General features: G+C 72.0%; 20 protein-coding genes and 1 pseudogene. 8 read left to right on the top strand and 13 right to left on the bottom strand.

What is annotated here, in order from left to right:
* Nucleotides 1–16: 16 nt before the first annotated feature.
* The 5 genes and pseudogenes from RKD05_RS03875 to RKD05_RS03855 all read right to left on the bottom strand — a co-directional run bounded on the left by RKD05_RS03875 (nucleotide 17) and on the right by RKD05_RS03855 (nucleotide 8,371).
* Nucleotides 17–379, bottom strand: a complete 363-nt coding sequence (locus tag RKD05_RS03875) for a nuclear transport factor 2 family protein (RefSeq protein WP_022877676.1) — start codon at nucleotides 377–379, stop codon at nucleotides 17–19.
* 41 nt (nucleotides 380–420) lie between these two features.
* Entirely contained in the window at nucleotides 421–1,197 is a 777-nt protein-coding gene (locus RKD05_RS03870) for a DNA-formamidopyrimidine glycosylase family protein (RefSeq protein ID WP_424708142.1), read from the bottom strand.
* Nucleotides 1,190–5,842 carry an ATP-dependent helicase gene (locus RKD05_RS03865; RefSeq protein ID WP_424708140.1) on the bottom strand — a complete coding sequence of 1,551 codons (4,653 nt, stop codon included), beginning with the start codon at nucleotides 5,840–5,842 and terminating at the stop codon, nucleotides 1,190–1,192. Before RKD05_RS03865 ends, RKD05_RS03870 begins: the two co-directional genes overlap by 8 nt.
* A gap of 79 nt (nucleotides 5,843–5,921) precedes the next feature.
* A pseudogene (locus RKD05_RS03860) lies at nucleotides 5,922–7,513 on the bottom strand (ABC-F family ATP-binding cassette domain-containing protein).
* A gap of 189 nt (nucleotides 7,514–7,702) precedes the next feature.
* Nucleotides 7,703–8,371 carry an alpha/beta hydrolase gene (locus tag RKD05_RS03855; RefSeq protein ID WP_424708139.1) on the bottom strand — a complete coding sequence of 223 codons (669 nt, stop codon included), beginning with the start codon at nucleotides 8,369–8,371 and terminating at the stop codon, nucleotides 7,703–7,705.
* Nucleotides 8,372–8,514: 143 nt separating this feature from the next.
* Here RKD05_RS03855 and RKD05_RS03850 point away from each other — a divergent pair, with 143 nt between their 5' ends.
* Entirely contained in the window at nucleotides 8,515–9,135 is a 621-nt protein-coding gene (locus RKD05_RS03850; protein ID WP_022877671.1) for an NUDIX hydrolase family protein, read from the top strand.
* 22 nt (nucleotides 9,136–9,157) lie between these two features.
* Nucleotides 9,158–9,994: a helix-turn-helix domain-containing protein gene (locus tag RKD05_RS03845; RefSeq protein WP_424708137.1), complete on the top strand. Its 837-nt coding sequence runs from the start codon at nucleotides 9,158–9,160 to the stop codon at nucleotides 9,992–9,994.
* Nucleotides 9,995–10,036: 42 nt separating this feature from the next.
* Here RKD05_RS03845 and RKD05_RS03840 read toward each other — a convergent pair whose 3' ends face one another.
* Complete coding sequence (locus RKD05_RS03840; RefSeq protein ID WP_424708135.1) at nucleotides 10,037–11,104, bottom strand: threonine aldolase family protein; 1,068 nt, start codon at nucleotides 11,102–11,104, stop codon at nucleotides 10,037–10,039.
* 123 nt (nucleotides 11,105–11,227) lie between these two features.
* Between RKD05_RS03840 and RKD05_RS03835 the strand changes: the two genes are divergently transcribed.
* Complete coding sequence (locus RKD05_RS03835) at nucleotides 11,228–14,413, top strand: DEAD/DEAH box helicase (RefSeq protein WP_424708133.1); 3,186 nt, start codon at nucleotides 11,228–11,230, stop codon at nucleotides 14,411–14,413.
* A gap of 117 nt (nucleotides 14,414–14,530) precedes the next feature.
* A complete protein-coding gene (locus RKD05_RS03830; protein WP_424708132.1) occupies nucleotides 14,531–16,006 on the top strand; it encodes an MFS transporter in 1,476 nt (491 codons plus the stop codon).
* 18 nt (nucleotides 16,007–16,024) lie between these two features.
* Here the strand turns inward: RKD05_RS03830 and RKD05_RS03825 are convergent, their stop codons facing one another.
* Both RKD05_RS03825 and RKD05_RS03820 read right to left on the bottom strand, forming a co-directional pair.
* Entirely contained in the window at nucleotides 16,025–16,702 is a 678-nt protein-coding gene (locus RKD05_RS03825) for an SDR family NAD(P)-dependent oxidoreductase (protein WP_424708130.1), read from the bottom strand.
* 158 nt (nucleotides 16,703–16,860) lie between these two features.
* Entirely contained in the window at nucleotides 16,861–18,267 is a 1,407-nt protein-coding gene (locus RKD05_RS03820; protein ID WP_424708128.1) for a DUF6421 family protein, read from the bottom strand.
* Between the two features lie 140 nt (nucleotides 18,268–18,407).
* Between RKD05_RS03820 and RKD05_RS03815 the strand changes: the two genes are divergently transcribed.
* The 3 genes from RKD05_RS03815 to RKD05_RS03805 all read left to right on the top strand — a co-directional run bounded on the left by RKD05_RS03815 (nucleotide 18,408) and on the right by RKD05_RS03805 (nucleotide 20,941).
* Nucleotides 18,408–18,866, top strand: a complete 459-nt coding sequence (locus RKD05_RS03815) for an Lrp/AsnC family transcriptional regulator (RefSeq protein ID WP_026095597.1) — start codon at nucleotides 18,408–18,410, stop codon at nucleotides 18,864–18,866.
* Between the two features lie 202 nt (nucleotides 18,867–19,068).
* Entirely contained in the window at nucleotides 19,069–20,223 is a 1,155-nt protein-coding gene (locus RKD05_RS03810) for a sensor histidine kinase (RefSeq protein WP_424708126.1), read from the top strand.
* Between the two features lie 67 nt (nucleotides 20,224–20,290).
* Nucleotides 20,291–20,941, top strand: coding sequence for a response regulator (locus RKD05_RS03805; RefSeq protein ID WP_063256796.1), 651 nt, complete (start codon nucleotides 20,291–20,293; stop codon nucleotides 20,939–20,941).
* Nucleotides 20,942–21,163: 222 nt separating this feature from the next.
* Here the strand turns inward: RKD05_RS03805 and RKD05_RS03800 are convergent, their stop codons facing one another.
* Nucleotides 21,164–21,664, bottom strand: a complete 501-nt coding sequence (locus RKD05_RS03800) for a hypothetical protein (RefSeq protein WP_424708124.1) — start codon at nucleotides 21,662–21,664, stop codon at nucleotides 21,164–21,166.
* A gap of 83 nt (nucleotides 21,665–21,747) precedes the next feature.
* On the opposite strand from RKD05_RS03800, the gene RKD05_RS03795 reads away from it, so the two are divergent.
* Nucleotides 21,748–22,365 carry a 2-phosphosulfolactate phosphatase gene (locus RKD05_RS03795; protein ID WP_424708122.1) on the top strand — a complete coding sequence of 206 codons (618 nt, stop codon included), beginning with the start codon at nucleotides 21,748–21,750 and terminating at the stop codon, nucleotides 22,363–22,365.
* 10 nt (nucleotides 22,366–22,375) lie between these two features.
* Here RKD05_RS03795 and RKD05_RS03790 read toward each other — a convergent pair whose 3' ends face one another.
* The 4 genes from RKD05_RS03790 to RKD05_RS03775 all read right to left on the bottom strand — a co-directional run bounded on the left by RKD05_RS03790 (nucleotide 22,376) and on the right by RKD05_RS03775 (nucleotide 25,241).
* Entirely contained in the window at nucleotides 22,376–22,864 is a 489-nt protein-coding gene (locus RKD05_RS03790) for a SprT-like domain-containing protein (protein WP_424708120.1), read from the bottom strand.
* Nucleotides 22,865–22,893: 29 nt separating this feature from the next.
* Nucleotides 22,894–23,421, bottom strand: coding sequence for a hypothetical protein (locus RKD05_RS03785; RefSeq protein ID WP_424708119.1), 528 nt, complete (start codon nucleotides 23,419–23,421; stop codon nucleotides 22,894–22,896).
* A 115-nt stretch (nucleotides 23,422–23,536) separates the two neighbouring features.
* Complete coding sequence (locus tag RKD05_RS03780; RefSeq protein WP_022879916.1) at nucleotides 23,537–24,403, bottom strand: spermidine synthase; 867 nt, start codon at nucleotides 24,401–24,403, stop codon at nucleotides 23,537–23,539.
* A gap of 37 nt (nucleotides 24,404–24,440) precedes the next feature.
* Nucleotides 24,441–25,241 (bottom strand): class II glutamine amidotransferase, encoded by an 801-nt coding sequence (locus RKD05_RS03775; RefSeq protein WP_424708117.1) that lies wholly within the window; start codon nucleotides 25,239–25,241, stop codon nucleotides 24,441–24,443.
* Between the last annotated feature and the right edge of the window lie 16 nt (nucleotides 25,242–25,257).

Here is a 25,257-nt window from a genome sequence, read left to right as displayed (position 1 = left end):
GGCGCCTCCGGCCACGTCACGGGCGGAGGGCGTCGAAAGCTTCCCGGACGTTGGCGGTGTCGTACACGATGTGCAGCTCGCTGATCCGTCCGTCGTCGTCGACCTCCGCGATGTCGACCACCCGGAACGGTGCGGGGGTGCCGTTCGACAGCGTCCAGTCGAAGTCGAACCAGAACGCGATCGACTTCTCCGCGTGGAAGACCGTCCGCAGGGTCAGCTTCGATTCGCCGGTGTCGGCGAACAGTCGCGGGTAGAAGTCCTGTGCGCGGAGGTCGCCGTACAGCGGGGAATGCACGATCGCGTCGGGGGCGAAAAGCTCGAGCACGCGGCGCGGATCGCCCGATTCCAGCGCGGCCAGGTAGTCCTCGGCAAGGGGCATGCGTCGATGCTATTGCCCGTCGGGCCTTCGCCCGTGTCGTGTCATTCCGGCTGGCAGGTGGGGCACCAGAAGACGTTGCGCTCGCTCGTCGCCGACGCGCCCAGGCTGGTGGCGCGGATGGGCGTGCCGCACCGGCGGCACGGTGCTCCCTCGCGGCCGTAGACCCACATGCGACGGCCCGGGCGGTTGTCTCCGGTGAAGGTGCGTTCGGCGCGGGGGAGGTTCGCGTGGATCATCCGATGGCCGAGCGCGATCGTCGCCGCCACGTCGATCTCGTTCGCGGGGGTGGTCGGGGCGACGCCACGGACGAACAGCAGCTCGTTCGCGTACACGTTGCCGAAGCCGGCGACGTTGCGCTGATCGAGCAGCGCGACGTGGACGGCGCGGGTGTCGGCCAAGACCCGTCGGACGGCCTCGGCCTCGTCCCAGTCGGGACCGAGCAGGTCGGGACCCAGGTGTCCGACGACCCGGTCCTCGTCGGCCGTGGGCAGCACCTCGACCATGGCGAGGTCGAACCCGACGGTGTCGGCACCCGTGACCCCGACGATCGCCCGCGCCTTGAACGCGGGGCGGCGCCACCGTTCGCCCGGACGATAGACATCCCACCGGCCCTCCATCTTGAGGTGCGAGTGGAGCGTGTAGGCGCCGATGCGTTCGAGCAGGTGCTTCCCGCGCGCGACCACCTCGTGCACCGTCTCCCCGCGCAGATCGGCGGTGGCGCTGCCCGGGACGCGGATGTCGAACCTCGTCACTTCGCGGCCCGCGAGCGCGGCGGAGAGCTTCGCGGCCGCGCGGTGGACGGTATCGCCCTCAGGCACGGGCGGCCTCGCGCAGCGTGTCGCCCGCGGTGAGGCGGCGCAGGGTGAGTCCCCGCGGCGACTCCACGAACCCGGCCTCGCGCAGCGCGCGGCCCACTGTGGTGCCGAAGACGAACTCTCCGTTGACCTGTTCGACGGTGAGCGTGTCGAGTCGGCGTCGGCGCGAGGTCTCCGCCAGATCGCGGGCGGCGGCCTGAAGCCGAGCCTCGTCCTCCGTGAAGGCGAGAGCGCTGCGCCCGCCGCGCTCGAGGTACAGGGTCAGCTCCCCGTCGACGAGCACGACCAGACCGCCCGCCTTCCGCCCCGGGCGGTGGGTCACCCCCTCCAGCGCGGGCCAACCGAGCGCCGCTCCGTAGGGGTTCGCCGGGTCGGTCGCGGCGAGGGTGACGGTCCGCAACGGCGGCGGTTCGGCGACCGCGGCGAACTCGCGCAGCCGGTCGACGGTGGCCGACGCCGCGAACTGCGCGGCGCCGAGTTTCTCGATCACGTACCCGCGGCGGCAGTGCCCCGCCTCCTCGAAGCCGGCGAGGATGCGGTACACCTGCGCGAAACCGCCCGGCACGCCCTCGGACTGCACGGCGCCGCGCGTGACGACGCCGTAGCGGTCGAGGAGGAGGCTCGCCGTCGCGGTCGCCCGGGCCGCGGCATCCGGTTCCCGATCGGGGAGGAGCGACCAGCGCCCACCGAGCGACGGCGGCCGGGGAGTCGAGGTCGGCCGCGGCAGGGTCGCTCCGCGGTACATGCGCGCACGGGGGGCCCGGCGCGCGACGCGATGGGCCTGTCCGCCGCCGCCGAGCAGCGCGCGGACCGGAGCGAACGTGTCGTTGGTCACGCGACCGGCCCACGTGAGCGCCCACAGCGCGTCGTTGACCGACTGCTCGTTCTCGGCCCCGACCAGCTGCTTCAGCTGCGCGGCGAAGTAGGCGCCGCCGCCCTCGAGCGCCGCCAGCAGGCGGGCTTCGAGCGAGTCGGGTGCGGGATCCTCGGGGTCGTCGGGGTCTTGCAGCGTGAAGGGTGCCGCTTCGGCGGGGTGCAGGGCGATCCACCCGTCCCGCCCGGGCAGCGTCCCGTGCCCCGACCAAACGACCTCGCCCGTCGCCGTCAGCTCGTCGAGCAGGGCGGGGGTGTAGTCCGCGACGCGCGAGGGCAGCACCAGGGACTCCCACGCGCTCGCCGGGATAGGGACGCCCGCGAGCTGTTCCACCACCGCGAGCACGCCGTCCACGCCCTCGAGCGGCCGCGTGAGGTGCTGCCACACCGGGAGGAACCGCGCGTACGCGGACGGGGGAACGGGTTCGACGCTGCCGCGGATCGCCGCGAGCGAGCGCATCCGCAGCCGACGCAGGACCTCGGAGTCGCACCACTCGGTGTCGTCGCCGCGCCCGCCCGCCGCTTCGGGCAGGAAGAAGCCGCTCGCCAACCGCCCCTGCGACTCCAGGCGCTGCAGCGTGAGGCGCGCGACCGCGACCCCGACGCCGAGGCGCTGGGCCACCGCGTCGGTCGTGAACGGCCCGTGCGTCCGGGCGTAGCGCGCGACGAGGTCGCCGAGCGGGTCGGCCACGGGTTCGAGGAAGGCGTTCGGGATGCCGACGGGCAGGGCCGCGCCGAGCGCGTCGCGCAGGCGCCCCGCGTCCTCGATGCCCGCGACGCGGGAGACGCCGGCGATCGTCACGGGGATCGCGCGCCGCTCATCGACGAGCGTCTGCAGGTGCGCGGAAGCCTCGCTGAGCGACTCGCCGTCGAGACGGGCGGCGACCTCGGTGGCATCCAAGGGTCCGAGGAGGCGCAGGAGGTCGGCCACGCCCTCGACCCCGCGTGCCCGGCGGTCCGGATCGAGCCGCTGCGCCTCGCGCTCGAACTGCGCGATGACCTCGGGGTCGAGCAGCTCGCGCATCTCGACCTTGCCGAGCAGCTCGCTCAGCAGTGCCGGGTCGACCGACAAGGCGGCCGCGCGGCGTTCCGCGAGCGGCGAGTCGCCCTCGTACATGAACGCGCCGACGTACCCGAACAGCAGGTCGCGCGCGTACGGCGACGGCTGGCTGGTGGTGGTCTCGACCAGGCGGATCCGGCGTTCGCCGATCTGCCGCGCCACGCGGAGCAGCGCGGGGAGGTCGTAGACGTCCTGCAGCACCTCGCGCAGCGTCTCGAGGATGATCGGGAAGGACGGATGCCGCCGGGCCACCTCGAGCAGCTGGGCCGAGCGCTGGCGCTGCTGCCACAGCGGCGACCGGCGGTTCGGGTTCAGCCGCGGAAGCAGCAGCGCGCGGGCCGCGCACTCGCGGAAGCGCGAGGCGAAGAGCGCGGAGCCCCCGACCTCGTCCGTGACGATCTGCTCCAGTTCGTCGGGTTCGAAGACGAAAAGGTCGGCTCCGGGCGGTTCGGCCGCGGCATCCGGAACCCGCGCGATGATGCCGTCGTCGCTCGCGACCGCGGCGCCCTCGACGCCCAGTCGCTCGCGGATCCGCGCGTTGACCGCCAGCGCCCACGGCGAATGCACCTGCATGCCGTACGGCGAGTGCAGGATGATGCGCCAATCGCCGACCTCGTCGCGGCTGCGCTCGACCGTCAGCGTGCGGTCGGTGGGGAGGCTGCCGGTCGCCTCGCGCTGCTCGGCGAGGTAGGCGAGGAGGTTGGTGATCGCGTTGTCGTCGAGGCCCGATTCGCGCAGGCGCTCCTCGGCCTTCGCGCGGTCGGCGCCCGCGATGTCGCGCGAGAACTTGCCGAGCGCTTCGCCGAGCTCGGCGGGGCGGCCGAGGCCGTCGCCATGCCAGAACGGCAGCTTCCCCGGCTGGCCGAACGCTGGGACGACGTTGACGCGGTCGTGCGTGATCTCGACGATGCGCCAGCTCGTGGTGCCCAGGGTGAAGACGTCGTTCACCCGCGACTCGTAGACCATCTCTTCATCGAGTTCGCCGACGCGGGCGTTCTGCGATTCGCCCGCGACGAACACGCCGAACAGGCCGCGGTCGGGGATCGTGCCGCCGCTCGTGACCGCGACGCGCTGCGCGCCGGGACGGCCGGTGAGGGTGCCCGCGTCGCGGTCCCACACGAGCCGCGGCCGGAGCTCGGCGAACTCGTCGGACGGGTAGCGCCCCGCGAGCAGATCGAGCGTCGCCTCGTACGCGGAGCGGGGGAGCGAGCGGAACGGCGCGCTGCGCTTGACCGTCTCGAACCACTCCTCGACGTCGATCGCCCCGAGGGCGCAGGCCGCGACCGTCTGCTGCGCGAGGATGTCGAGCGGGTTCTGCGGGACCGCGATCGCCTCGATCTTGCCCGACAGCATGCGTTCGGTGACGACCGCCGTGTGCAGCACGTCGCTGCGGTGCTTCGGGAAAAGCGCCGCGCGGCTCACCTCGCCGACCTGGTGGCCCGCGCGACCGACGCGCTGGAGACCGGATGCCGCGCTCGGCGGCGCCTCGACCTGGATCACGAGGTCGACCGAGCCCATGTCGATGCCGAGCTCGAGGCTGCTGGTCGCGACGACGCAGCGCAGGGTGCCGGACTTCAATTCGTCTTCGACCTGGGCCCGTTGCTCTTTCGAGACCGAGCCGTGGTGTGCCTTCGCGAGGATCGCGGCGACGCCCGCGGACGACCCCGCCTGCGCCATCATGCTGGCGGGAACGGTCGGCTCTGGGACGTCGATGCCCTGCCGTTCGGCGTAGATCTCGTTCAGGCGCCCGGTCAGCCGCTCGGCCAGCCGGCGCGAGTTGGCGAAGACGATGGTCGAGCGGCGCTCGAGGATGCGGTCGACGATCGCCTCTTCGACGTGCGGCCACACCGACCCGGACATCTCGGTGCTCTCGGGCCGCTCGGAGAACCACTCGCCGTCGCTCGGCTCGTCGGGGGCGGGGCTGCCGGGCGGGGGCGGCGGGTTGAGCATGTCGTCGACGGGCACGACCACCGACAGATCGAAGGCCTTGGTCGCTTTCGGCGCCACGATATCGACCGGCTGCGCACCGCCGAGGAACCGGGCGACCTCATCGATCGGCCGGACGGTCGCCGAGAGTCCGATGCGCTGTGCCGGGGCGTCGAGGAGCGCGTCGAGCCGCTCGAGGCTCACCGCGAGGTGCGCACCGCGCTTGGTCGCGGCGACCGCGTGCACCTCGTCGATGATGACGGTGCGGACCCCGCGCAGGGTCTCGGCCGCCTGACTCGTGAGCATCAGGTACAGCGACTCGGGTGTCGTGATGAGGATGTCGGGGGGATCGGTGACCAGCTTGCGTCGGTCGCTCGACGTGGTGTCGCCCGAGCGCACGCCCACCGTGACCGCGGGCACGTCGATCCCGAGTCGCCGGGCGGACTGCCCGATGCCGACGAGCGGCGACCGCAGGTTGCGCTCGACGTCGACGCCGAGGGCCTTGAGCGGTGAGATGTACAGGATGCGGGTACGCGTGGGCGCCTTCTTCGCGCCGCGGCGCGGGGGAGTGGCATCCGGAACCTCGGGCGCCTTCTCGCGGAACACCCGGTCGATCGCGAACAAGAAGGCAGAGAGCGTCTTGCCCGATCCGGTCGGCGCGACCACGAGGGCGTTGCGGCCGGATGCCACGGACTCCCACGCCCCCTTCTGGGCTGTGGTGGGCGCCGAGAACGCACCGCGGAACCAGTCCTGCGTCGCAGGACCGAATCTGTCGAGTACGTCGGCCATGCCGACATCCTCCCCCGGACCTCCGACATCGGGCCGGGGTTGACGTTCGCTGGTCGCGGAACGCCCGGGCCGGCTCAGATCAGGGCGCGCGCTCCGTCAGCCGTCCGTCCTCCAGCTCCAGCCGCAGGTCGAGCCCGAGGCGCGCGAGGAAGGCGTCGTCGTGGCTGACCAGGAGCACCGCCCCGCGCGGTACGCCTGCAGCGCCGACACGAGCTGGTCGACGGTGTCGAGGTCGAGGTTGTTCGTCGGCTCGTCGAGTACGAGGAGTTGCGGCGGGGGATCGGCGAGCAGCACACGGGCGAGCGCGACGCGGAAGCGCTCGCCGCCGGACAGCGATCCGACGGGACGAGTGACGGCGTCTCCCCGCACGAGGAATCGGGCGAGCCGATCGCGGACGGCCGGGACGGGGACGTCCGGCGCCGCCGTGCAGACGGTGTCGAGGACGGATGCCGTGTCGTCGAGGTCGTCGAGACGCTGAGGCAGGTAGCCGACGCGATCCACGCTCGCTCGGGCGTGGACCGCCGCCGCCGTCCCGTGCACGACGCTCTCCAGCAGCGTCGTCTTCCCCGCACCGTTCCGCCCCACCAGGGCGACCCGCTCGCGGCCGGTGACGATCCATTCGCGTTCGCCGTCGCCGAGGACGAGGATGCGCCGACCCGGCGCGTTTCCGGGATCCGGCAGGTCGATGCGCACCACGTCGTCGTCGCGGACGCGGGCCGCAGCCTCGTCCAGCGCCGCGCGCGCGGCATCCTCCTTCCCCTTCATCTCGCTGCTCAGACGACCCGCGCTCACCTGCGCCGCGTTCGCGCGGTTGCCCGCGATGATCCCCGGAACCCGCTTCTCGACCTGCGCTTTGTGCGCGACGCGGGCGCGGGTGGCGAGCTTGTCGTGCGACTCGATGCGTTGGCGTCGCTCGCGCCGCAGGCTCTGCGCGGCGTCGCGCTCGGCGCGCACGGCTGCTTCCTGTTCGGCGTCGCGGTGCGCTCGCCAGACGCTGTACGGACCGCCGACGACGCTCAAGGTGTGGCCGTACAGCTCGGCAGTGGCATCCATCAGCTCGAGGAGGGTCACGTCGTGGCTCACCACGATGAGCGTGCCGGGCCACGTCCGGACGAGCTCGCTCACCCGTGCCCGCGCGTCGCGGTCGAGGTCGTTGGTCGGCTCATCGAGCAGCGTGATGTCGGCCGCGCGGGCGCGCAGCCCCACGAGCGCCGCCAGCATCGCCTCGCCGCCCGAGAGTTCGCCGACGGTTCGATCGAGCGCACCGGATGCCAGGCCGACGTCGGCCAGGAGAGTGTGGGCGCGCGACTCGACGTCCCAGTCGTCGCCGACGGCGTCGAAATGGTGCGGAGACACATCCCCGGACTCGATCGCGCGGAGAGCGGTGAGCGCCGTCTCGACGCCGAGGATCGAGGAGACCGGGCGACGAGGATCGGCCGCGAGACGCTGGGGCAGCATCGCGACCTCACCGGATGCCGAGAACGCTCCGGACGTCGGCGCGATCTGCCCCGCGGCGACGCGCAGGAGCGTGGACTTGCCGGCGCCGTTGCGGCCGACGAGACCGGTGCGCCCGCGGCCGAGGGAGCCCGAGACGTCGTCGAGGGCGACGGTTCCGTCCGGCCACACGAGGCGGACGCGGTCGAAGACGAGAGAAGGGGACGGTGATGACATGACGAGACTCCGGGAACGCGGGATGCGCGGACACCGGACCCGTCCGCATCAGCGGAGGGCGGCCGAGAAAACGGCGGGTCGACGGGTCAGCGCGCGGACAGGGGCGCGGAAGCGTCGACGTTCTTCACCGGAGGAGACCTCGTTCTCGGGGGCAGGGCTGCCCACGTTAGCCGTTCGGTCCCCTCTTTCTCAACCCTCGGATGCCGTGGATCTCGCGGCCAGCCGCGCGTCGAGGAATGCGCGCACGTCGGCCAGCTCCTCCTCGGACACGGAGTGGGTCAGCCCCGGGTAGACGCGGCCCGTCAGCTCGCTGTGGGCGGGCAGCCACTGCGCGGTCATGTCGATGAGCGCCTGAGGGATGACGTCGTCGCGCGACCCGCGGCCCCAGAAGACCGGCGGCCGGCGCTCGGCCAGGACCGCGTCGCCGGGCAGCTCGCCGCCCGCGGCGTACCCGGCGAGGACGACCGCGAACGACACGGCCTCCGGTGCGACCCGGAGCGTCTGGATGGCGACCGCGCCGCCCTGCGAGAAGCCGAGGAGTCCGACGGGACGGTCGCCGAGATGCGCGGCGATCCACGCGAGGAGGGACTCGGCGGCGAGTGTGACGGCGCCGGGATCGCGGCCGTTCAGCCCCTCGATCGGGTACCAGGACGCCCCGGGCGTCGGCCACGGGGGCGTCAGCGGTGCGCGGACGCTCGCGACCGCGACCTCGTCCGGCAGGTAGGGGACCAGGCCGAAGAGGTCGTGCTCGTCGGCCGCGTACCCGTGCAGCAGGAGCAGCACGGGGCGCTCGCCGATGTCGGCCGGCGGCACGGACCAGCGGACGACGGACGGGTCGAGGATCGGGCGCTCGCTCATGCGGCCATTGTGGCGCAGGCCTCCGACACGGGCGCCGGGGCGTGGCATCCACCCCTCCTCCCCAGGCAGCGGAGAGCCCGGGTTCGTCCCCATCGCGTCCCGAACGCGTAGGTATCGCCGCGGACCGTTGATATACAGGGAGCATGCCTGTCCGCACACCCGACCCCGAACCCGGCGACAACGGCGACGAGCGCGAGCCGCTCTCGACGCCCTTCTCGGGCGCGCCCGCCGGCTCCGGTCCCAACACCAACCCGGCGTGGCTGAGCGAGGTCGAACTCGCCGAGGCGCGTCGACGACTGCCGATGCTGTACGTCGAGGCGCTGCCGGTGCGGACCGACGGCATGGGCGCGGTGACGCAGGTCGGCATCCTGCTGCGCGCGACGCCGCTCGGCGAGATGACACGCACCCTCGTGTCGGGACGCGTGCGGTACGGCGAGACCGTGCGCGACGCGCTGTTCCGTCACGTCGAGAACGACCTGGGTCCCATGGCCTTCCCGCTCCTCCCGCCGCAGCCGGCGCCCTTCACGGTGGCGGAGTACTTCCCGCTCCCGGGCGTGAGCGCGTTCCACGACGACCGTCAGCACGCGGTCTCGCTGGCCTTCGTCGTCCCGGTCACCGGCACGTGCGAACCGCGCCAGGACGCGCTCGAGGTGACGTGGCTGTCGCCCGAGGAGGCGGCATCCGATGCCCTCTCCGCCGAGATGGAGGGCGGCCGCGGCACGCTCATCCGCCTCGGGCTGGCTTCTGTGGGCGCGCTGCGCTGAGCCTCGTCGGAGCCGGATGCCGATGGACACCTCCCTCGTCGATCTCGCGATCGCGTTGCCCGTCGTCCTGGCGCTGGCCGCGCTGATCGCGCTCGTGCTGCGCCGCGTGTTCGGCCCCGCGCGGTCGCTGAGCATGCCCACCATGACGGTGATCGGCGTGCTGGGGGTGAGCGTCGGGCTGCTGCTGTCGGCGTGGGTCGGCGGCGCCGCGCGGCTCTGGGTGCCCACGACGATCCTGTTCTCCGTCGGTGCGAGCCTCGGGCTGTCGGCGATCGTGGCCGCGGTCGTCGCCGCCGCCCGTCGCGACGGCGGCGACATCGACGTGCCGGCGCTGCTGCGCGCGGGGGAGTCCGACCGCGTGGAGTTCAAGGAGACCGCGCGGTGGAACGTCCGCGAGAACCGCAAAGACCCGCGCATGGAGATCGCGATCGCCAAGTCGGTCGCGGCGTTCCTCAACTCGCGCGGTGGAACGCTCGTGATCGGCGCGGACGACACCGGCACGGCCATCGGGCTCGATCGCGACCTCGCGACCATGCGCACGCCCGACCACGACCGGTTCGAGCTGTGGCTGCGCGACATGCTCTCGAAGGCGATCGGCCGCAACGCCGCGGCGCAGCCGCGCATCGTCTTCGCCTCGGCCGGCGACGGTCACCCCTCGGTGTGCGTCGTGGTGTGCCGCCCCGCGGCGCGGCCGGTGTTCCTGACCCAGCCCAAGGACGGCGGCTCGGTCACCGACCTGTGGGTCCGTGTGGGCAACTCCAGTCGGGCCTTGGGAGTCGACGAGGCCGTCGAGTACGTGGCGCGGCACTGGCGCCCGTCGGCCTCGACGCTCGTGCTCGGCCGTCCCTCCGCGCGCTGAGCCGCGGCCGCGGTCCGACGGCGGCGCCCGCGCGGGGCCGCGTCAGCGCGTGGTCTCGCGCGCGATCGCGGCGATGAACGCGTCGATGTCGGACTCGGTCGTGTCGAACGAGCACATCCAGCGCACTTCGCGGCGCGCCTCGTCCCAGTCGTAGAAGCGGAAGCTCTCGCGGAGGCGGTCGGCGACCCCCTCGGGCAGGATCGCGAAGACGCCGTTCGCCTGCGTCGGCTGCGTGAACTCGACGCCGCGGATCGAGCCGTCGGCGAGCCCCGCCTCGACCCCCGCGCGCAGCCGATGCGCCATGGCGTTGGAGTGCCGGGCGTTGCGTAGCCACAGGTCGTTCTCGAGCAGGGCCACCAACTGCGCCGACACGAAGCGCATCTTGCTCGACAGCTGCATGTCGAGCTTGCGCAGGTAGGTGAGACCCGTGGATGCCGCGGGGTCGAGCACCACGATCGCCTCGCCGATCATCGCGCCGTTCTTCGTGCCGCCGAAGCTCAGCACGTCGACCCCGGCGTCGCGGGTGAACGCCCGGAGAGGGAGGTCGAGCGCCGCGGCGGCATTCGAGATGCGGGCGCCGTCCATGTGCAGCCGCATGCCGCGCGCGTGCGCGTGGTCGGCGAGGGCGCGGATCTCGTCGGGCGTGTACAGGGTGCCGAGCTCGGTCGACTGCGTGATCGAGACGACGAGCGGCTGCGCGCGGTGCTCGTCGCCCCAGCCCCACGCTTCGCGGTCGACGAGTTCGGGCGTGAGCTTGCCGTCGTCGGTCGGAACGGTGAGCAGCTTGATGCCGCCCACGCGCTCGGGCGCCCCGCCCTCGTCGACGTTGATGTGAGCCGTGGATGCCGAGATCACGGCGCCCCAACGGGGGAGCATCGACTGCAGACCGACGACGTTCGCGCCCGTGCCGTTGAACACCGGGTACGCCTCGACGCCGGCGCCCAGCAGGCCCGCGAACAGCTCCTGCAGACGCGAGGTGTAGACGTCCTCGCCATAGGCGACCTGGTGCCCCTCGTTGGCCGAGGCGATGGCGGCCAGGACCTCGGGGTGGATGCCGGAGTAGTTGTCGGACGCGAAGCCGCGGACCGCGGTGTCATGCAGGGGGGTCACCTCTCCAGCGTAGTCACCGGCTCAGCGCCAGCCGCTTCTCCCCAGGCGGTGAATCATCGGAGTTATCCCCCCGTGGGGTGCCTCCGTTCCCCGCGTGTCCCCGGCGTCCGGAAGGATGCCCGTGTGGACATCGATCCGGAACTCTGGCAGCACGTGAGCGAGATCTTCCCGCCCGCGGTCATCGCCCGCGCGCGGTGGATCGTCGCGTCGGGGTCCGTCGACGTCGGCGAGACCGAGTTCGGGAGCGACGCCATCGTCGCCTCGGCCGAGTGCTTCGGGTCCGCGGGGTACGAGCACCTCGAGGTGCGTGTCTCCCCGGACATCTCCGCGCTCTCCGCGTGGTGTTCGTGCGACCAAGGACCCGCCTGCTCCCACGTGTGCGCCGCGACGGTGGTGCTGCTCACGCGCCTCATGGGCGATCACGAAGCGTCCCGCCCGGAGTGGCAGCGCACTCTCGACGACTTCTTCGGCTCGCCCCTCGATGTCGACATGTCGGAGGAGGAACTGTGTCTCTTCCTCTCCGTCCGTCGGCCGTCCGGGTACGTGCGCGGCAATGCCCTGACGATCGTTGCGCGCCCCGGGATGCGCGGTGCACGGGGGAAGTGGATCAAGGGTCGCGCGACGTGGACGAGCCTCTCGTCGCTACCCGCCCGTCCCGATGCTCAGGCAGCCGTCGACAGCCTCGGTCGCCTGGGGCGGTCGTCGTTCCGCGGGTACGCCGGCGATGAATGGATGCCGCTTTCCGACGTTCCCCCGCATTCGCTCTGGACACATCTGGAGGCGCTGAGTGCGGCTGGCGTACCGATGGTGTCCGGCGCGAGCGCGCACCGGGAAGTGAAGGTGTGGGAGACCCCCGTGTCGGGGTCGGTCGAGATCGAGCGTCGCGGGGCCGAAGTGCACCTGCGCGGAACCCTGTCGTCGATCCCCGAGACACTGTCGCGACTGCCCTTCTGGGTCGTCGGAGACCCGGCCGTTGCCGTCGTCTTCGTGGACGGACTCGACGGCGACGACGAGGCCATCACTCTCGCTCGCATCGACCCTCCGGCCGTCGGACCGCTGCGCGGCCTGCTCGAGCGCCGCGAGCCCCTGGTCATCGCCGCGGAGGCGGAGGATGCTTTTCGCGGGCAGTACCTTCCCCGTCTGCAGAGTGCGGCTCCGGTCATCTCTCCCGGGAGTTCGTTCGATCTCCCGGCCCCGCCGATGCCCGTCCTCGAACTCGCGGTCGAGTTCGACGACGAGGGAGCAAACGTCGCCTGGTGGTGGGACCGGTCGCTTTCGAGGGGGCGCTCCCATGCCGCTTACGAGGCAGGCATCGCCGTGCGCGTCGCCGAGGTGCTCGACGATGTGCATTTCGTGCTGCCGGTGCCCGAGTCGTGGGGTGCGAGCGAGGCAATGCGTCTGTCTCCCGCGTCCGCTGCGGTGTTGGCCGCCGAGGTGCTTCCCCTCCTTCGTGACCTCCACGGCGTCCGCGTCCGAACGGAGGGCGATGGTCCGGGGCTGCGCCCCGCGGACGACGTCCCCACTGTGGAGCTGTCCACCGGTGCCGACGATGGGAGCGATTGGTTCGATCTTCGCGCGCGCGTTCGTGTGGGTGAGGAGGAAGTCGATTTCACCACGCTTTACACGGCCCTCGCCCTGGGAGACCGCGTGCTTTTCTTGACCGACGGCCGATACGCGCGCCTCGACGGCCCCGAGTTCGATCGGCTCCGGGAAATCATCGATGAAGCGCGGGCCCTGACCGACGCGACGGGGGATTCGGTCAAGGTCAATCGCTATGACCTCGCGCTGTGGGACGACCTCGCCGAGTTGGGGATGATCACCGCCCACGAGGCCGACTGGTGGCTGAGGGTCCAGGGGTTGGCATCCGGGGCTGCCGTCGAGCCCGTCCCACCGCCCGTCGGTCTCCGTGCCGCGCTCCGCGAGTATCAACTGGCGGGTCTCGCCTGGCTGCACTTCCTGCGCGTCAACGGCCTCGGGGGCATTCTGGCGGACGACATGGGGCTGGGAAAGACCGTTCAGACCATCGCGATGATGGAGACCGCTCGCGAGGCGGATCCGACGATGGCGCCGTTCCTGATCGTCGCTCCGACGAGCGTGGTCGGCAACTGGGCGCGGGAGTGCGCGACGTTCGCTCCGGGGCTGGTGGTGGTCAGCGTGGGTGCGACCGAGACGCGCCGCGGGGCGACTCTCGCGCAGGCGGTGGCCGGCGCGCACGTCGTCGTCACCAGCTATGCGCTGTTCCGCCTCGAGCAGGAGCAGTATGCCGACCTCGAATGGTCGGGGCTCGTCCTCGATGAGGCTCAGCAGATCAAGAACCCCGCCTCACGCGGCTACCGCGCCGCCCGGGCGCTGTCGGTGCCCTTCAAACTGGTGATCACGGGGACCCCCATGGAGAACAACCTCTCCGAACTCTGGGCTCTGGTGTCGCTCGTGGCGCCCGGTCTCCTCGGGACGCGCGAGTCGTTCCAGAAGATGTACCGGAACCGGATCGAGAAGCATTCCGACGCCGATCGCCTCGCGCAGTTGCGCCGACGCATCCGTCCCTTCCTCCTGAGACGCAGCAAAGAACTCGTCGCGTCCGAGCTCCCGCCCAAGCAGGAGATCGTCATCGACATCGAGCTGCACCCGGCGCACCGCCGCCTCTACGACCGGCGATTCCACCGCGAGCGGCAGCGACTGCTGGGGTTGCTGGACGACGTCGCGAGCAACCGCTTCGAAATCTTCCGTTCGCTGACGATGCTGCGCCAGCTGGCCCTCGACCCGACGTTGATCGGCGAGGCAGAAGCGCCGTCCGCCAAGCTCGACGCGCTCGAGACGCTTCTCGTCGAGGCGGCGGCGGAGGGGCATCGCATTCTCGTGCTGAGCCAGTTCACCCGGTTCCTCAAGGCCGCACGACAGAGATGCGAAGAGGCGGGCGTGGCATCCGGGTATCTCGATGGGTCGACGACGAACCGGCAAGCCGAGATCGATCGGTTCCGCGAAGGGACGGACCCGGCGTTCTTCGTCTCTCTGAAGGCGGGCGGGGTGGGGCTCAACCTCGTGGAGGCGGACTACGTCGTGCTTCTGGACCCCTGGTGGAATCCGGCGGTCGAGGAGCAGGCGATCGACCGCGCGCACCGCATCGGTCAGACACGCCCCGTGATCGTCTACCGACTCGTCGCGGCGGGCACCGTGGAGGAGAAGGTGGTCGCTCTCCGTGAATCCAAGAGCGCGCTGTTCGCGCAGGTCCTCGACGGTGACGGCGGCGAAGGGTCCTTCTCCGGTGGCTCGGCGTTCTCGGCGGACGACCTGCGTCGCCTCTTGGAGTAGTAGATCGCCGTGCTGCGGGGAACGGGTGGCTGAGGGGCCGACGGTGCCGCGATCGCCCGCCTCCGGTCACCGCCGAGGCCCTGGCCGATGTCGGAGGGGGTGGCTAACGTGTGCCGCATGACCGAGACACCCCCGTCCGCCGCCGCCGTCCCGGGCGGCGCCGCCGACCGGCGGGCGTTCCTCGGTGTTCTCGTGAACACGGCGGCGGCCAACGTCACGACGAGCTACCTGTGGTTCGCGCTGACCTTCTGGGTGTACCTCGAGACCCGGTCGGTGCTGGCGACCGGCATCATCGGCGGCGCCTACATGCTTCTGCTGGCGGTGTTCGCGATGCTGTTCGGCACGATCGTCGACCGGCACCGCAAGCACCGCGTCATGGTGGTGTCGGGGATCGTCACGCTCGTGGCGTTCCTCATCGCGGGAGCACTGTGGCTCGCTTTCCCCGAGCGTGCGCTGCTCGACCTCGGTGGCCCGTGGTTCTGGATCTTCTCCGGGGTGGTGCTCGGCGGCGCCGTCATCGAGAACATGCGCAACATCGCGCTGTCGACGACCGTGACCCTCCTCGTCCCCGAGGATCGCCGGGCCAACGCGAACGGTCTCGTCGGGACGGTGCAGGGGCTGTCGTTCGTGGTCACGAGTGTGTTCAGCGGGCTGTCGGTCGGGCAGCTCGGCATGGGGTGGACGCTGGCGATCGCGATCGTCCTCACCCTGGCGGCGCTGCTCCACCTGCTCACGATCCGCATCCCCGAGGAGCGCCCCGCGCGCACGGGCGAGCGCGCTCCCGCCGTCGACGTGCGCGGCGCGGTCCGAGCTGTGCGGGCTTCGCCCGGCCTGTTCGCGCTGCTGATCTTCTCGACCTTCAACAACCTCATCGGCGGTGTCTACCTCGCCCTCATGGACCCCTACGGTCTCCAGCTCTTCACGGTGGAGGGGTGGGGCCTGGTTCTCGGTGTCACCGCCACCGGATTCATCATCGGCGGCGCCCTGGTGGCGAAGTTCGGGCTCGGGCGCAACCCGATCCGCACCATGCTGCTCATCGTGATCGGCATGGGCGTGCTGGGTGCCGCCTTCACCCTCCGCGACTGGTGGTGGCTGTACGTCGCCGGGATCTGGGTGTATATGGCGCTCATCCCCGCGGTCGAGGCAGCCGAGCAGACCGTAATCCAGAAGGTCGTCCCCTTCGAGACGCAAGGACGCGTCTTCGGTTTCGCCGCCGCTTTCGAGTCGGCGTCGGCCCCGATCACCGCGTTCCTCATCGCCCCGATCGCGGAGTTCGCGATCATCCCCTACATGGACGGTGCCGATGGCAGAGCGACCTGGGGCTGGCTGCTCGGTGACGGAATCGGGCGCGGAATCGCGCTCGTCTTCGTCGTCGCGGGTCTGGTGATGGTCGTGGTGGGCGCGGCCGCGTTCCTCACGCGCTCGTACCGCGTGCTGTCGCGGCAGTATCAGGAGGCGCCGTCCGGCGACGCGTCCGCCCCGCCCGAGGCTCCCGGCCCCGAGGACGAAGCGTCCTCGCTCGCCGCGCGCGCCGGAGGGGTCCCGGATGCCGAAGCCCCCGCGCCGGAGAGTGGGCCTCCGCGGGCCGGCTGACCCGCGCCGACCGCCGCGTCAGCCCGCCGCGAGCTCGATCGTCACGTCGTTGATGTCCTCCGCGGGGTCGTCCCACAGGCCGAGGTACGCGAGCGCGAGCGCGTCCTCGAGGCCCGCGAGGCTCTTCACGCGGAACACCACGGCCGCCGCGGACGGGTCGCGTCCGGCATCCCGAGCCGCCTTCGTGAAGCCCTGCGCGACCGCGCGCGTCCACGCTTCGCTGGCAGCCTTGACCGCGGCGTAGTTCGCGCCGCCCGCGAGGGGTCGCGCGACCGAGGTGGAGGACACGATCGCGAGGCGACCGGCATCCGAGGTCCTGAGGTCCTCGTCGAACGAGCGCGTGACGTTCCGCAGCGCGGTGAAGGACTTCAGCAGGAACGCGAAGTCCTCGTCGCTCTGTCCCGCGAGCCCGCCGCCGCCGCGCCACCCTCCGACGAGGTGCAGGATGCCGTCGACCCCGCCGTGTGCGGCGTGCACGCGGTCGCGCAGGGCGTCCACGGCATCCGGGTCGGTGAGATCGCACTGCTCGGTCACGACGCCGTCGATGTCCTCGGCGACGGATGCCAGCCGCCCGGCGTCCGAGCCGACGACGATCGCCGTGGCCCCCGCCGCGCGCAGCGCGCGAGCGACGCTGCGCCCCGCCGCGCTCGTACCGCCGGCGAGCAGGACCGTTCGGCCTTCGACGCCCGTGTCCATGCCGTCTCCTCCGTGGTTCGGTTCGACCGACGGCGGTCGCTCCGCGACGAACCGTCGTGCGGACATCGTGTCCGACACGCCGCCCCGACCGCCACCCCCGCGGCGTGTCGGCCGCGGGGGTGGCGCGACGGTTCGCCCTAGGAACCGGCGTCGTCCCCTCAGTCGCGGCCGGTGATGCCCTCGGTCGAGGCGATCACGGGGCGCATCTTCTTCTCCAGCGCCTCGAAGAACATCGACAGCGGGAACTCGTCGTCCAGCACCGCGTCGGTGTACCCCTTGGGGAGTCCGGCCAGCACGTCGTCCGACAGTCCGCGCGCCCACACCGACGCAGGGTGCGGCGTGACGACCGAGCGGACCAGGTCGTACGCGGCCAGCCAATGCGCCGTCTTCGGGCGGTCGATCGAGCGCCAGTACAGCTCGTCGATCGCGTCGGCCAACGCCACGACCGCGGCGGGGACCTCGTCCCAGTCGAACGCGAGCGACGTGTCGGTCCAGTGCAGCACGCGGCGCTGGTGCAGCCACGCGAAGAGCAGCTGTCCGCCGAGCCCGTCGTAGTTGCGCACGCGCGAGCCGGTGATGGCGAAGCGGAAGATGCGGTCGAAGATCACGGCGTACTGCACGAGCTCGGCGTGTTCGAGCATCGCCTGCTCGGTGGCATCCAGGTCGTCCCGCGCCGACAGGCGCTTCTGGATCTCGACGCACTCGCGGAACGCCGTGAGGTCGCAGCGCAGCTCCTCGAGGGAGTAGAGGAAGAACGGCATCCGCTGCTTGATCATGAACGGGTCGAACGGGAGGTCGCCGCGCATGTGCGTGCGGTCGTGGATGATGTCCCACATCACGAAGGTCTGCTCGGTGAGCGCCTGGTCGTCGAGCATCCGGGCGGCAGCGTCCGGCAGCTCGAGCTTCGTGATCTCGGCGGCCGCGCGGGTCACGCGGCGATAGCGCGCGGCCTCGCGGTCCTGGAAGATCGCGCCCCACGTGAACGTCGGCACCTCGCGCATCGCGACGGTCTCGGGGAAGAGCACCGCCGAGTTCGTGTCGTACCCGGGCGTGAAGTCGACCAGACGCAGCGAGACGAACAGGCGGTTGGTGTACTCGGTCTCGAGGCGCGCGATGAACTCGGGCCAGATGACCTCGACGAGCACAGCCTCGACGTGCCGCTCGCGCGACCCGTTCTGCGTGTACATCGGGAACACGACGAGGTGACGGATGCCGTCGACCCGGTGCTCCTGCGGCTGGAAGGCCACGAGCGAGTCGAGGAAGTCGGGCACCCCGAAGCCGCCGTCGCGCCACCGCTCGAAGTCGACGACGGACGCGCGGAGGTAGGCGTCGTCGTGCGGGAACAGGGGGGTGAGCGCGGCGATCGCCTCGACGATGTCGGCGACCAGGGCGGTGGCGCGCGGGTGGTCCGTCGCCTCGGGGACGGAGCCGTCGGCGGCCTGCAGCGACTGCAGTGCGACCGCGGCATCCTTCAGGAGAGCCCAGGCCGGGGTGTGTTCGACCGTGGCCGCGGTGTGCCCGTCGAGCAGATCTCGCGTGGAACGCGTGGGCGTTGCGAGGGACATGGTGGCCTCCGATCGATACTGCGGGAAAAATTCCTGTCAAAGATGGATGCTAACGGAAAACTTACGTCTCGCGCGAGAGGGGAGGTGGCGGTCACTGGTACTGTCAGCGCATGTCCGAGGGTTCCGTCCGCCGCGTGCGTCTGGATGACGCCGTCGATGCCGCGATCGTGCGCGAGATCTCGCTCGACGCGCGCGCGACCCTCGCGCACCTCTCCGAGAAGGTCGGGCTGTCCGTCTCGGCCGTGCAGTCGCGGCTGCGCCGCCTGGAGTCGCGCGGAATCGTCCGGGGCTACCGGCCGGTGCTCGACGCGGAGGCGCTCGGGCGGCCCCTCGCGGCGTTCGTCGAGATCACGCCGCTCGACCCCGCGCAGCCCGACAACGCCCCCGAACTGCTCGCGCACCTGAGCGCGATCGAGGCGTGCCACTCCGTCGCCGGCGACGCCGCGTACATGCTGTTCGTGCGCGTCCCGACGCCGCGCGATCTCGAGACGCTCATCCGCGACATCCGCGCCGCCGCACAGGTCAACACGCGGACCACGATCGTGCTGCAGACCTTCTTCGAGGCCCGCCCCATCGAGCCCGCGGACTACCCCGGCTGACGCGCCCGGGCGGCTGCCTGCCCCCCCGGCTGGCGCGCCGCCCGCCGACCTTCCGGTCCGGTGTCCAAGACACGCGGACGCGGCTCGCGGTCGTCCGCGTGTCTTGGACACTGAACGTGTATCGGGGCGCCCCGACGCTGCGTGCGCGAATACATCCCGCGGTGGATGCCGGGCGCCCGGCGTTCCGCGTAGCGTGACAGGGATGCGCATCGCCCTGCGTCCCCTGCTCCGGTACCAGCTGGTCGTCGACCTCGTCGCGGCCGGTCTCTTCGGGCTGTTCTCCTTCGTCATCGAGCTCGAGCCCGGGGACGTGCTCGGCAACCTCGGTGCGCTCGTCGTCGTCGCGCTGTTCTCGGCCGCGTTCGCGTTCCGCCGTCTGCACCCCGGGGTGGCGCTGCTGCTGGCGTGGGTGGCGGCGATCGCGCAGATGTCGTTCCTGCGGTCGCCGAGCCCCACCGACGTCGCCGTCTTCGTCGTGCTCTACACCGCGGCCGCCTACGGCAGTCGCCGGGTGTATTGGGCCGGCTTCGTCTCGACGTTCGTCGGTGCGGTGACGGCCACGGTGTACCTCATCCTGCGGGGCGGTCAGGAGATCTTCCATCCCGAGAACGCCTTCGCCATCCTCGCGGTGCTGCTGACGTCGGGCTTCGCGTTCCTGCTGTCGTGGGGATCGGGTGCCCTCGTGCGCACGACCCGGCGCGCCGCCGAGAACGCTGCGGCGCAGCGCGCGGCCGAGGAGGCGACGATTGCGGAGCAGGAGCGGGTCCGCATCGCCCGTGACATGCACGACGTGGTCGCGCACTCGCTCGCGGTGGTGATCGCCCAGGCCGACGGCGCCCGCTACGCCGCCGCCCAGAACCCGGCGGCCGCGACCGACGCGCTGTCGACGATCTCGACCACCGCCCGGGCGGCCCTGTCCGACGTCCGTCTCCTGCTGCAGCAGCTGCGGCACAGTCAGGCGGACGGGCCGCAGCCGACCCTCGCCGACGTCGAGTCGCTGTACGCCCAGGTGCGCGCGGCAGGGGTCGAGCTGGAGACGACGGTCGATCCCGCCCCCGTCGCGGAACCGCCCGCGTCCGTGCAACTCGCCCTCTACCGCATCCTGCAGGAGGCGCTCACGAACGCTCTCCGCCACGGCGTCGACCGGCGCGTGGCGGTGCGCTTCGCGTGGCATCCGGATCGGGTCGAACTCACCGTGCGCAACCGCCTCGGCGACGGACCTCCGTCGTCGTCGGGAGGACACGGCGTGATCGGCATGCGCGAGCGCGCGCAACTCGCCGGCGGGACACTGTCGGCGCAGCCCGAGTCCCGCGACTTCGTCGTCCGCGTGAGCCTCCTGATCGGCCCCGCCGCGTGACCGGGTCGGGGGTCACCCGGCAGAGTGGATGCCAACCCGCCCCCGCTCCTCGGAAGGACCCGCACCGATGACTCCGCCGATCCGCGTCGTGCTCGTCGACGATCAGGCGCTGTTCCGCGCCGGCATCCGGATGGTGCTGGATTCGCAGCCCGACCTGGAGGTGGTCGGCGAGGCATCCGACGGACGCGAGGGCATCGACGTCGTGCGCGCGACGCGCCCCGACATTGTGCTGATGGACGTGCGGATGCCGGTCATGGACGGTCTCACGGCCACCGCGGAGATCCTCCGCGAGCCCGATGCCCCGCGCGTCGTCGTACTGACGACGTTCGACCTCGACGAGGCCGCGGCCCGCGCCATCCAGCACGGCGCGAGCGGATTCCTGCTCAAGGACTCGGATCCCGAGTTCCTGCTGTCCGCGGTGCGGACGGTGCACGCGGGGTCGGCCGTGATCGCTGCGCAGGCCACCCGTGACCTGTTCGCGCACATCGCGCAGGGCGGCGCGACCGAGCCGCTGCCGGCGAGCTACAGCGCCCTGACCGATCGCGAGCGCGAGATCTTCGCCCTCGCGGCGGCGGGGCTCAGCAACGCCGAGATCGCCGCGCGGGAGTTCCTGTCGGAGGCGACGGTGAAGACGCACGTGAGTCGCATCCTGACTAAGCTCGCCCTCCGCGACCGCGTGCAGCTCGTCGTCTTCGCGTACCGCCACGGGCTGGTCTGAGCGGGGTCGGCGCCGCGTCTGCGTCGGCGTAACCTCAGTGATTCGCCGTGGGTCGGTGGCATCCGGCCGAATTCGACTGAGGTTGTGCGGATCGGTGAGGTTGGAGGTGGCGCGAGGCGCCGGGTCTGCGTCGGCGTAACCTCAGTGATTCGCCGTGGGTCGGTGGCATCCGGCCGAATTCGACTGAGGTTGTGCGGATCGCGGAGCGAGCGCCGCCGCGGCTCAGTCCGCGGTGAGCTCGGGGTCGTGCGCCCACGTCGGGGCGAGGGCGCGGATGCGCGCGGCGCGCCACTGCCACATCGCCCAGAGGCCGGGCCACAGGGCGGGGGCCGCGGCGCCGCCGATCGTGAGGCGCTCGCGCCACAGCGTCCGGTTCGGGTCGCCGGGTGCGGCTGAGACCGCCATCTGGTGGTCCCAGACGTCGAGCGCCGCGAGCGGCCCGGTGAGGGGGACGCCCCAGTCGCGGAACACGCGGACCCGGCCGTTGCCGTCGGAAGTCTCGCGGTCGGCGACCGAGATCAGCTGTCGTCCCACAGGGAACACCCCCACCGCGCGCATCTGCACCGGCACGTCGTCGCCCGAGGAGAACGATGTCGGAGCCTCTTCGAGCGTCTCGACGTCGAGCAGGGGTCCGTAGAGTTCCGCGACCGCGCGCGGGGAGTGCAGGGCTCGCCAGGCGGCATCCGGATCGCAGTCGATCTCGAACTTCAGCAGAATGCGCATGCTCGCATCGTGCCACCTCCGGCCCGAAACGACGTCGGGTTGACGGGCCGGTCCCGCGGAGCCGCTCGTCGTAGGCTCGAGGGATGCCGAACACCCCCGAAGCGCTCGCGCAGGCGAACTACCAGGTGCGTCTCGAGTGGGGCGAGGGCGGGCTCGCACGGCTCGCACCCGCACACGTCGTGATCGTCGTGCAGACGCTCGGTCTGACCGCCCGCGTGCTCGCCGCCGCCGAGAACGGCGAGGCCCTCCCCGTGGAGGAGGACGCCGCGGATCGCCTGGCGCTCGCCGCGGAGGCAACCGGTGCGCACGTCGTGGTCGCGGGGATCCGCAATGCGGCGGCCGTCGCCGCCCACGTGCTCGACGTGCAGCGCTCGCGCGGCGACCGGACGAGCATCGCGGTGATCGCGGTGGGCGACGCCGACGCGGGCGGCCCCCGGTTCGCCGTCGAGGATCTGCTCGGCGCGGGTGCCGTCGTGGCCGCGCTCGGCGACCTCGGCATCGATCACGCCTCGCCCGACGCCGCTGTCGCGGGCGAAGGGTTCCGCGCGCTGCGCGGGGCCGTGCGGCACCTCCTCACCGCGAGCGGTACCGGGCGTCTGCGCGCCGACGCGGGCGAGCGCGACCTCGTGCTGGCCGCGGCCGCGCGGGATGCGGCATCCGTCGTCCCGGTGCTGAAGAGCGGCGTCTTCACCGCGGTGTGAGACCCCCCGCTCAGCGCGGCGTCGCCGCGGCGAGCCGGGTCGCGGGGCTGATCTCGCGGTGCACCCACGTCAGGGCGAAGCGCGGGTCGAAGTACGGTGCGCACTTCGCGCACGACGTCGGCCGCGTCGCACGGCGGTGCCGGTAGGCGACGTGTCCGGCCGGGCACGTGCCCACCCACGGCGCCAGTTCGTTCGCGGTCTCGCCGGCGTGCGTCGTTCCGCCGACGTACCCGAGGTCGCGGGCCGCCCGCTTCCACGACGGGCCGTGGCCCGCCGCAGCGCCGGCCAGAGCGTGCGCGACCTCGTGCAGGAGCGTCTGGTGGTTGGTGTCGTCGTCGTAGCGCGCGGCGAGGTAGCGCGAGACGCTGATGCGGCGGCGGCCGTAGTCGCAGAGCCCGGCGCGGCGCTTGGCGTTGTCGAAGGCGAACGACCACGACTCGTCGAGGTGCAGGGCGATCAGTGCCTCTGCCCAGACGCGCACACGCTGCAGATCGGACATGACGGAAATCGTAGAGAGGGGCTCCGACGTCAGCTCGCCACGACCGCGCGAGCCCGCCGGCGCTCGGCGGCGTCGATCGCGAGCAGCGTCGACTCGAGTTCGGCGTCGCTGGCCCCCGCGTTCTGCCGGAGGAACAGTGCGCGCTTGAAGTCGCGGCGGGCGGCCTCGAAGTCGCCCTCGTCGTAATGCACCTTGCCGCGGTGCTGGACGGCGAACGCGGCGATGCCCGCCCAGCCCTGCCCCTCGGCCTCTTCCGCGCATGTCGTCAGCTCCTGCTCGGCGGCGGCGAACGCCCCGCGGCACTGCTGGATCGTGGCGTGCAGGATGCGGGCGCGCAGCAGGTCGCGGCGGGTCCCGGCCATGCGGGCGACGCGCACCGACTGCTCCGAGATCGTCAGGGCCTCGTCGAAGCGATCGAGCACCTTCAGCAGCCAGGTGCGCTCGAGAAGGGCCGGGAGACTGCGCTGCGAACCGATCTCCTCGAGCCGCTCCGCGCACTCGCGAGAGTCGGTGATCTCGCGCAATGTGTCGGGGTCGTACCCGTGGATATAGCTCACCGTCGCTCCTCTCGAATGGCCGATGCTTCCAGTCTGCGGTGCGCGCGCCCGATGCTCCGCCTCGCCACACCGGCGGGTCGCGAACCCGCTCCGGGGAGCGTTCCGGCGCGCGTCGTCAGCGGTCGAAGATGGATGCCGAGGGCTTGGGTGAGGGTGTCGCGTCGGCATCCGTCGCCGGACGCGCGTCGCGGATGAACTCGTCGATCTCGGCTCCCTGGGCGACCTTCGCGGGGTGGGGGCCCGCGGCCATGAGACGCGGCAACCACTCGACCGGGAGCGGCGCGGCGGAGGCGGCGACGACGAGGTTGCCGAACCGGCGGCCCTTCAGCACCTGCACCTCGGCGAGCACGATGACCTCGGGGAGCACCTCGCGCACCGTCGCGACCTGGCGCCGCGCGAACGCCAACCCGGGGCCGTCCGAGACGTTGACGAGCAGCACGCCGTCGGGCGCCAGGAGTGCCGCGGCCTCGCGGTAGAACTCGACGGTCGTGAGGTGCGCGGGCGTCTGCGCGCCGGAGTAGACGTCGCTCACGAGCAGGTCGACGGCGCCGTGCAGGCCCGCGGGCAGTCGACCGAGGCCCGCGCGGGCGTCGCCGATGCGGACACGGATCGCGGCCCCGCGGGGGAGGGGGAGATTCTCGCGCACGAGGTCCCACAGCGCCGGCTCCAGCTCGATGACCTGTTGTCGCGATCCCGGTCGCGTGGCCTCGACGTAGCGAGGGAGCGTCAGGGCACCCGCGCCCAGGTGCACCGCGGTGAGCGGTTGTCCTGGCATCCGGAGTCTGTCGATGACCGCACCCATGCGCGCGACGTACTCGAAGTGCAGGTGCGTCGGATCGTCGAGGTCGACGTGCGACTGCGGGGTGCCGTCGACGACGAGTTCCGACCCCGACACGTAGGTGGACGCGGTCACCCGCGCGATCGCCCCGTCGGACAGTCGCGCCGTCGGCGCATCGTCCGGTTCCACCCGCATGCGTGCCATCCCTCCACGCTAGCCCGCCGGGCTCGTCCCGCCGGGCTCACGCACCTACGCGGACGGGGATGGGGGTGGATGCCACGGACTCGGGGGTCACCAGGGAGACCGTGTTCTCGGGGAGCGGGGTCCAGCCGTCCAGGGGGATGCCGGTCGTCGCGACCAGGCGCGCACCGGAGGAGGTGCGGCGGGTGAAGAGGACGTTGTAGCCGTCGCCGTGACCCGGCGGGAGGTCGGCGAGGTCGAGCCCGCGCGCGGCGAACGCGGCGAGCGGGGCGGGGCGACCCGCCGACGAGTGCACCGCGACGAGGGCGCTCGGGGTGAGCAGCAGCGCGTTGAGACTCGCCTCGGGGTACGACGCGCGGACGTCGGCGACGGCATCCGCGATCCGGATCGGGTCGACGTCGGTTCCGGGGGTGACCGCGCGGCGCAGGCGGGCGAAGTACAGCTCGCTGTCGTTGGTGCCGCGGAGCGTCGCGCGCTCGTCGTCGGTCAGCGCGTCGCGCAGGCGATCCGGGGGCGTGATCGCGCCGTTGTGCTCGAACACCTCGTCGCCGAACAGGAACGGCTGCGCCTCCCGCTCGCTCGAGCCCGTTCCGGCGCTGCCGAAGCGGAGGTAAAGGAGAGCGGCGGTCGTCGGTACGCGGACCGCCCGGGCGAGGGCGTCGCGCGTGGCCGGACGTCCGGGTGCGACCTTGGCGGCGACTCCCCGTTCGGTGCGCCAGCCGGCACCCCAGCCGTCGGCGTGCACGCGGGAGAGGGCGGCGAAGGATGCCAGGACGTCGTCGCCCAGCGTGGCGGCGACGTTCGTCGGCTCCGGGCCGACGTAGGCGAGCATGCGAGACATGGCACCTCCGAGACGG

The sequence above is a fragment of the Microbacterium sp. SLBN-111 genome, assembly GCF_049739645.1.
Classification (GTDB): domain Bacteria; phylum Actinomycetota; class Actinomycetes; order Actinomycetales; family Microbacteriaceae; genus Microbacterium.
Note: the sequence above shows the minus strand (reverse complement) of the source record. Positions and strands in the feature narration are given on the sequence as shown.

What these genes read in the sequence shown, in the direction of transcription:
- RKD05_RS03875 (WP_022877676.1), bottom strand. Translation starts at nt 379, where the DNA reads ATGCCCCTTGCCGAGGACTACCTGGCCGCGCTGGAATCGGGCGATCCG.
- RKD05_RS03865 (WP_424708140.1), bottom strand. Translation starts at nt 5,842, where the DNA reads ATGGCCGACGTACTCGACAGATTCGGTCCTGCGACGCAGGACTGGTTC.
- RKD05_RS03855 (WP_424708139.1), bottom strand. Translation starts at nt 8,371, where the DNA reads ATGAGCGAGCGCCCGATCCTCGACCCGTCCGTCGTCCGCTGGTCCGTG.
- RKD05_RS03850 (WP_022877671.1), top strand. Translation starts at nt 8,515, where the DNA reads ATGCCTGTCCGCACACCCGACCCCGAACCCGGCGACAACGGCGACGAG.
- RKD05_RS03845 (WP_424708137.1), top strand. Translation starts at nt 9,158, where the DNA reads ATGGACACCTCCCTCGTCGATCTCGCGATCGCGTTGCCCGTCGTCCTG.
- RKD05_RS03830 (WP_424708132.1), top strand. Translation starts at nt 14,531, where the DNA reads ATGACCGAGACACCCCCGTCCGCCGCCGCCGTCCCGGGCGGCGCCGCC.
- RKD05_RS03825 (WP_424708130.1), bottom strand. Translation starts at nt 16,702, where the DNA reads ATGGACACGGGCGTCGAAGGCCGAACGGTCCTGCTCGCCGGCGGTACG.
- RKD05_RS03820 (WP_424708128.1), bottom strand. Translation starts at nt 18,267, where the DNA reads ATGTCCCTCGCAACGCCCACGCGTTCCACGCGAGATCTGCTCGACGGG.
- RKD05_RS03810 (WP_424708126.1), top strand. Translation starts at nt 19,069, where the DNA reads ATGCGCATCGCCCTGCGTCCCCTGCTCCGGTACCAGCTGGTCGTCGAC.
- RKD05_RS03805 (WP_063256796.1), top strand. Translation starts at nt 20,291, where the DNA reads ATGACTCCGCCGATCCGCGTCGTGCTCGTCGACGATCAGGCGCTGTTC.
- RKD05_RS03800 (WP_424708124.1), bottom strand. Translation starts at nt 21,664, where the DNA reads ATGCGCATTCTGCTGAAGTTCGAGATCGACTGCGATCCGGATGCCGCC.
- RKD05_RS03795 (WP_424708122.1), top strand. Translation starts at nt 21,748, where the DNA reads ATGCCGAACACCCCCGAAGCGCTCGCGCAGGCGAACTACCAGGTGCGT.
- RKD05_RS03790 (WP_424708120.1), bottom strand. Translation starts at nt 22,864, where the DNA reads ATGTCCGATCTGCAGCGTGTGCGCGTCTGGGCAGAGGCACTGATCGCC.
- RKD05_RS03780 (WP_022879916.1), bottom strand. Translation starts at nt 24,403, where the DNA reads ATGGCACGCATGCGGGTGGAACCGGACGATGCGCCGACGGCGCGACTG.
- RKD05_RS03775 (WP_424708117.1), bottom strand. Translation starts at nt 25,241, where the DNA reads ATGTCTCGCATGCTCGCCTACGTCGGCCCGGAGCCGACGAACGTCGCC.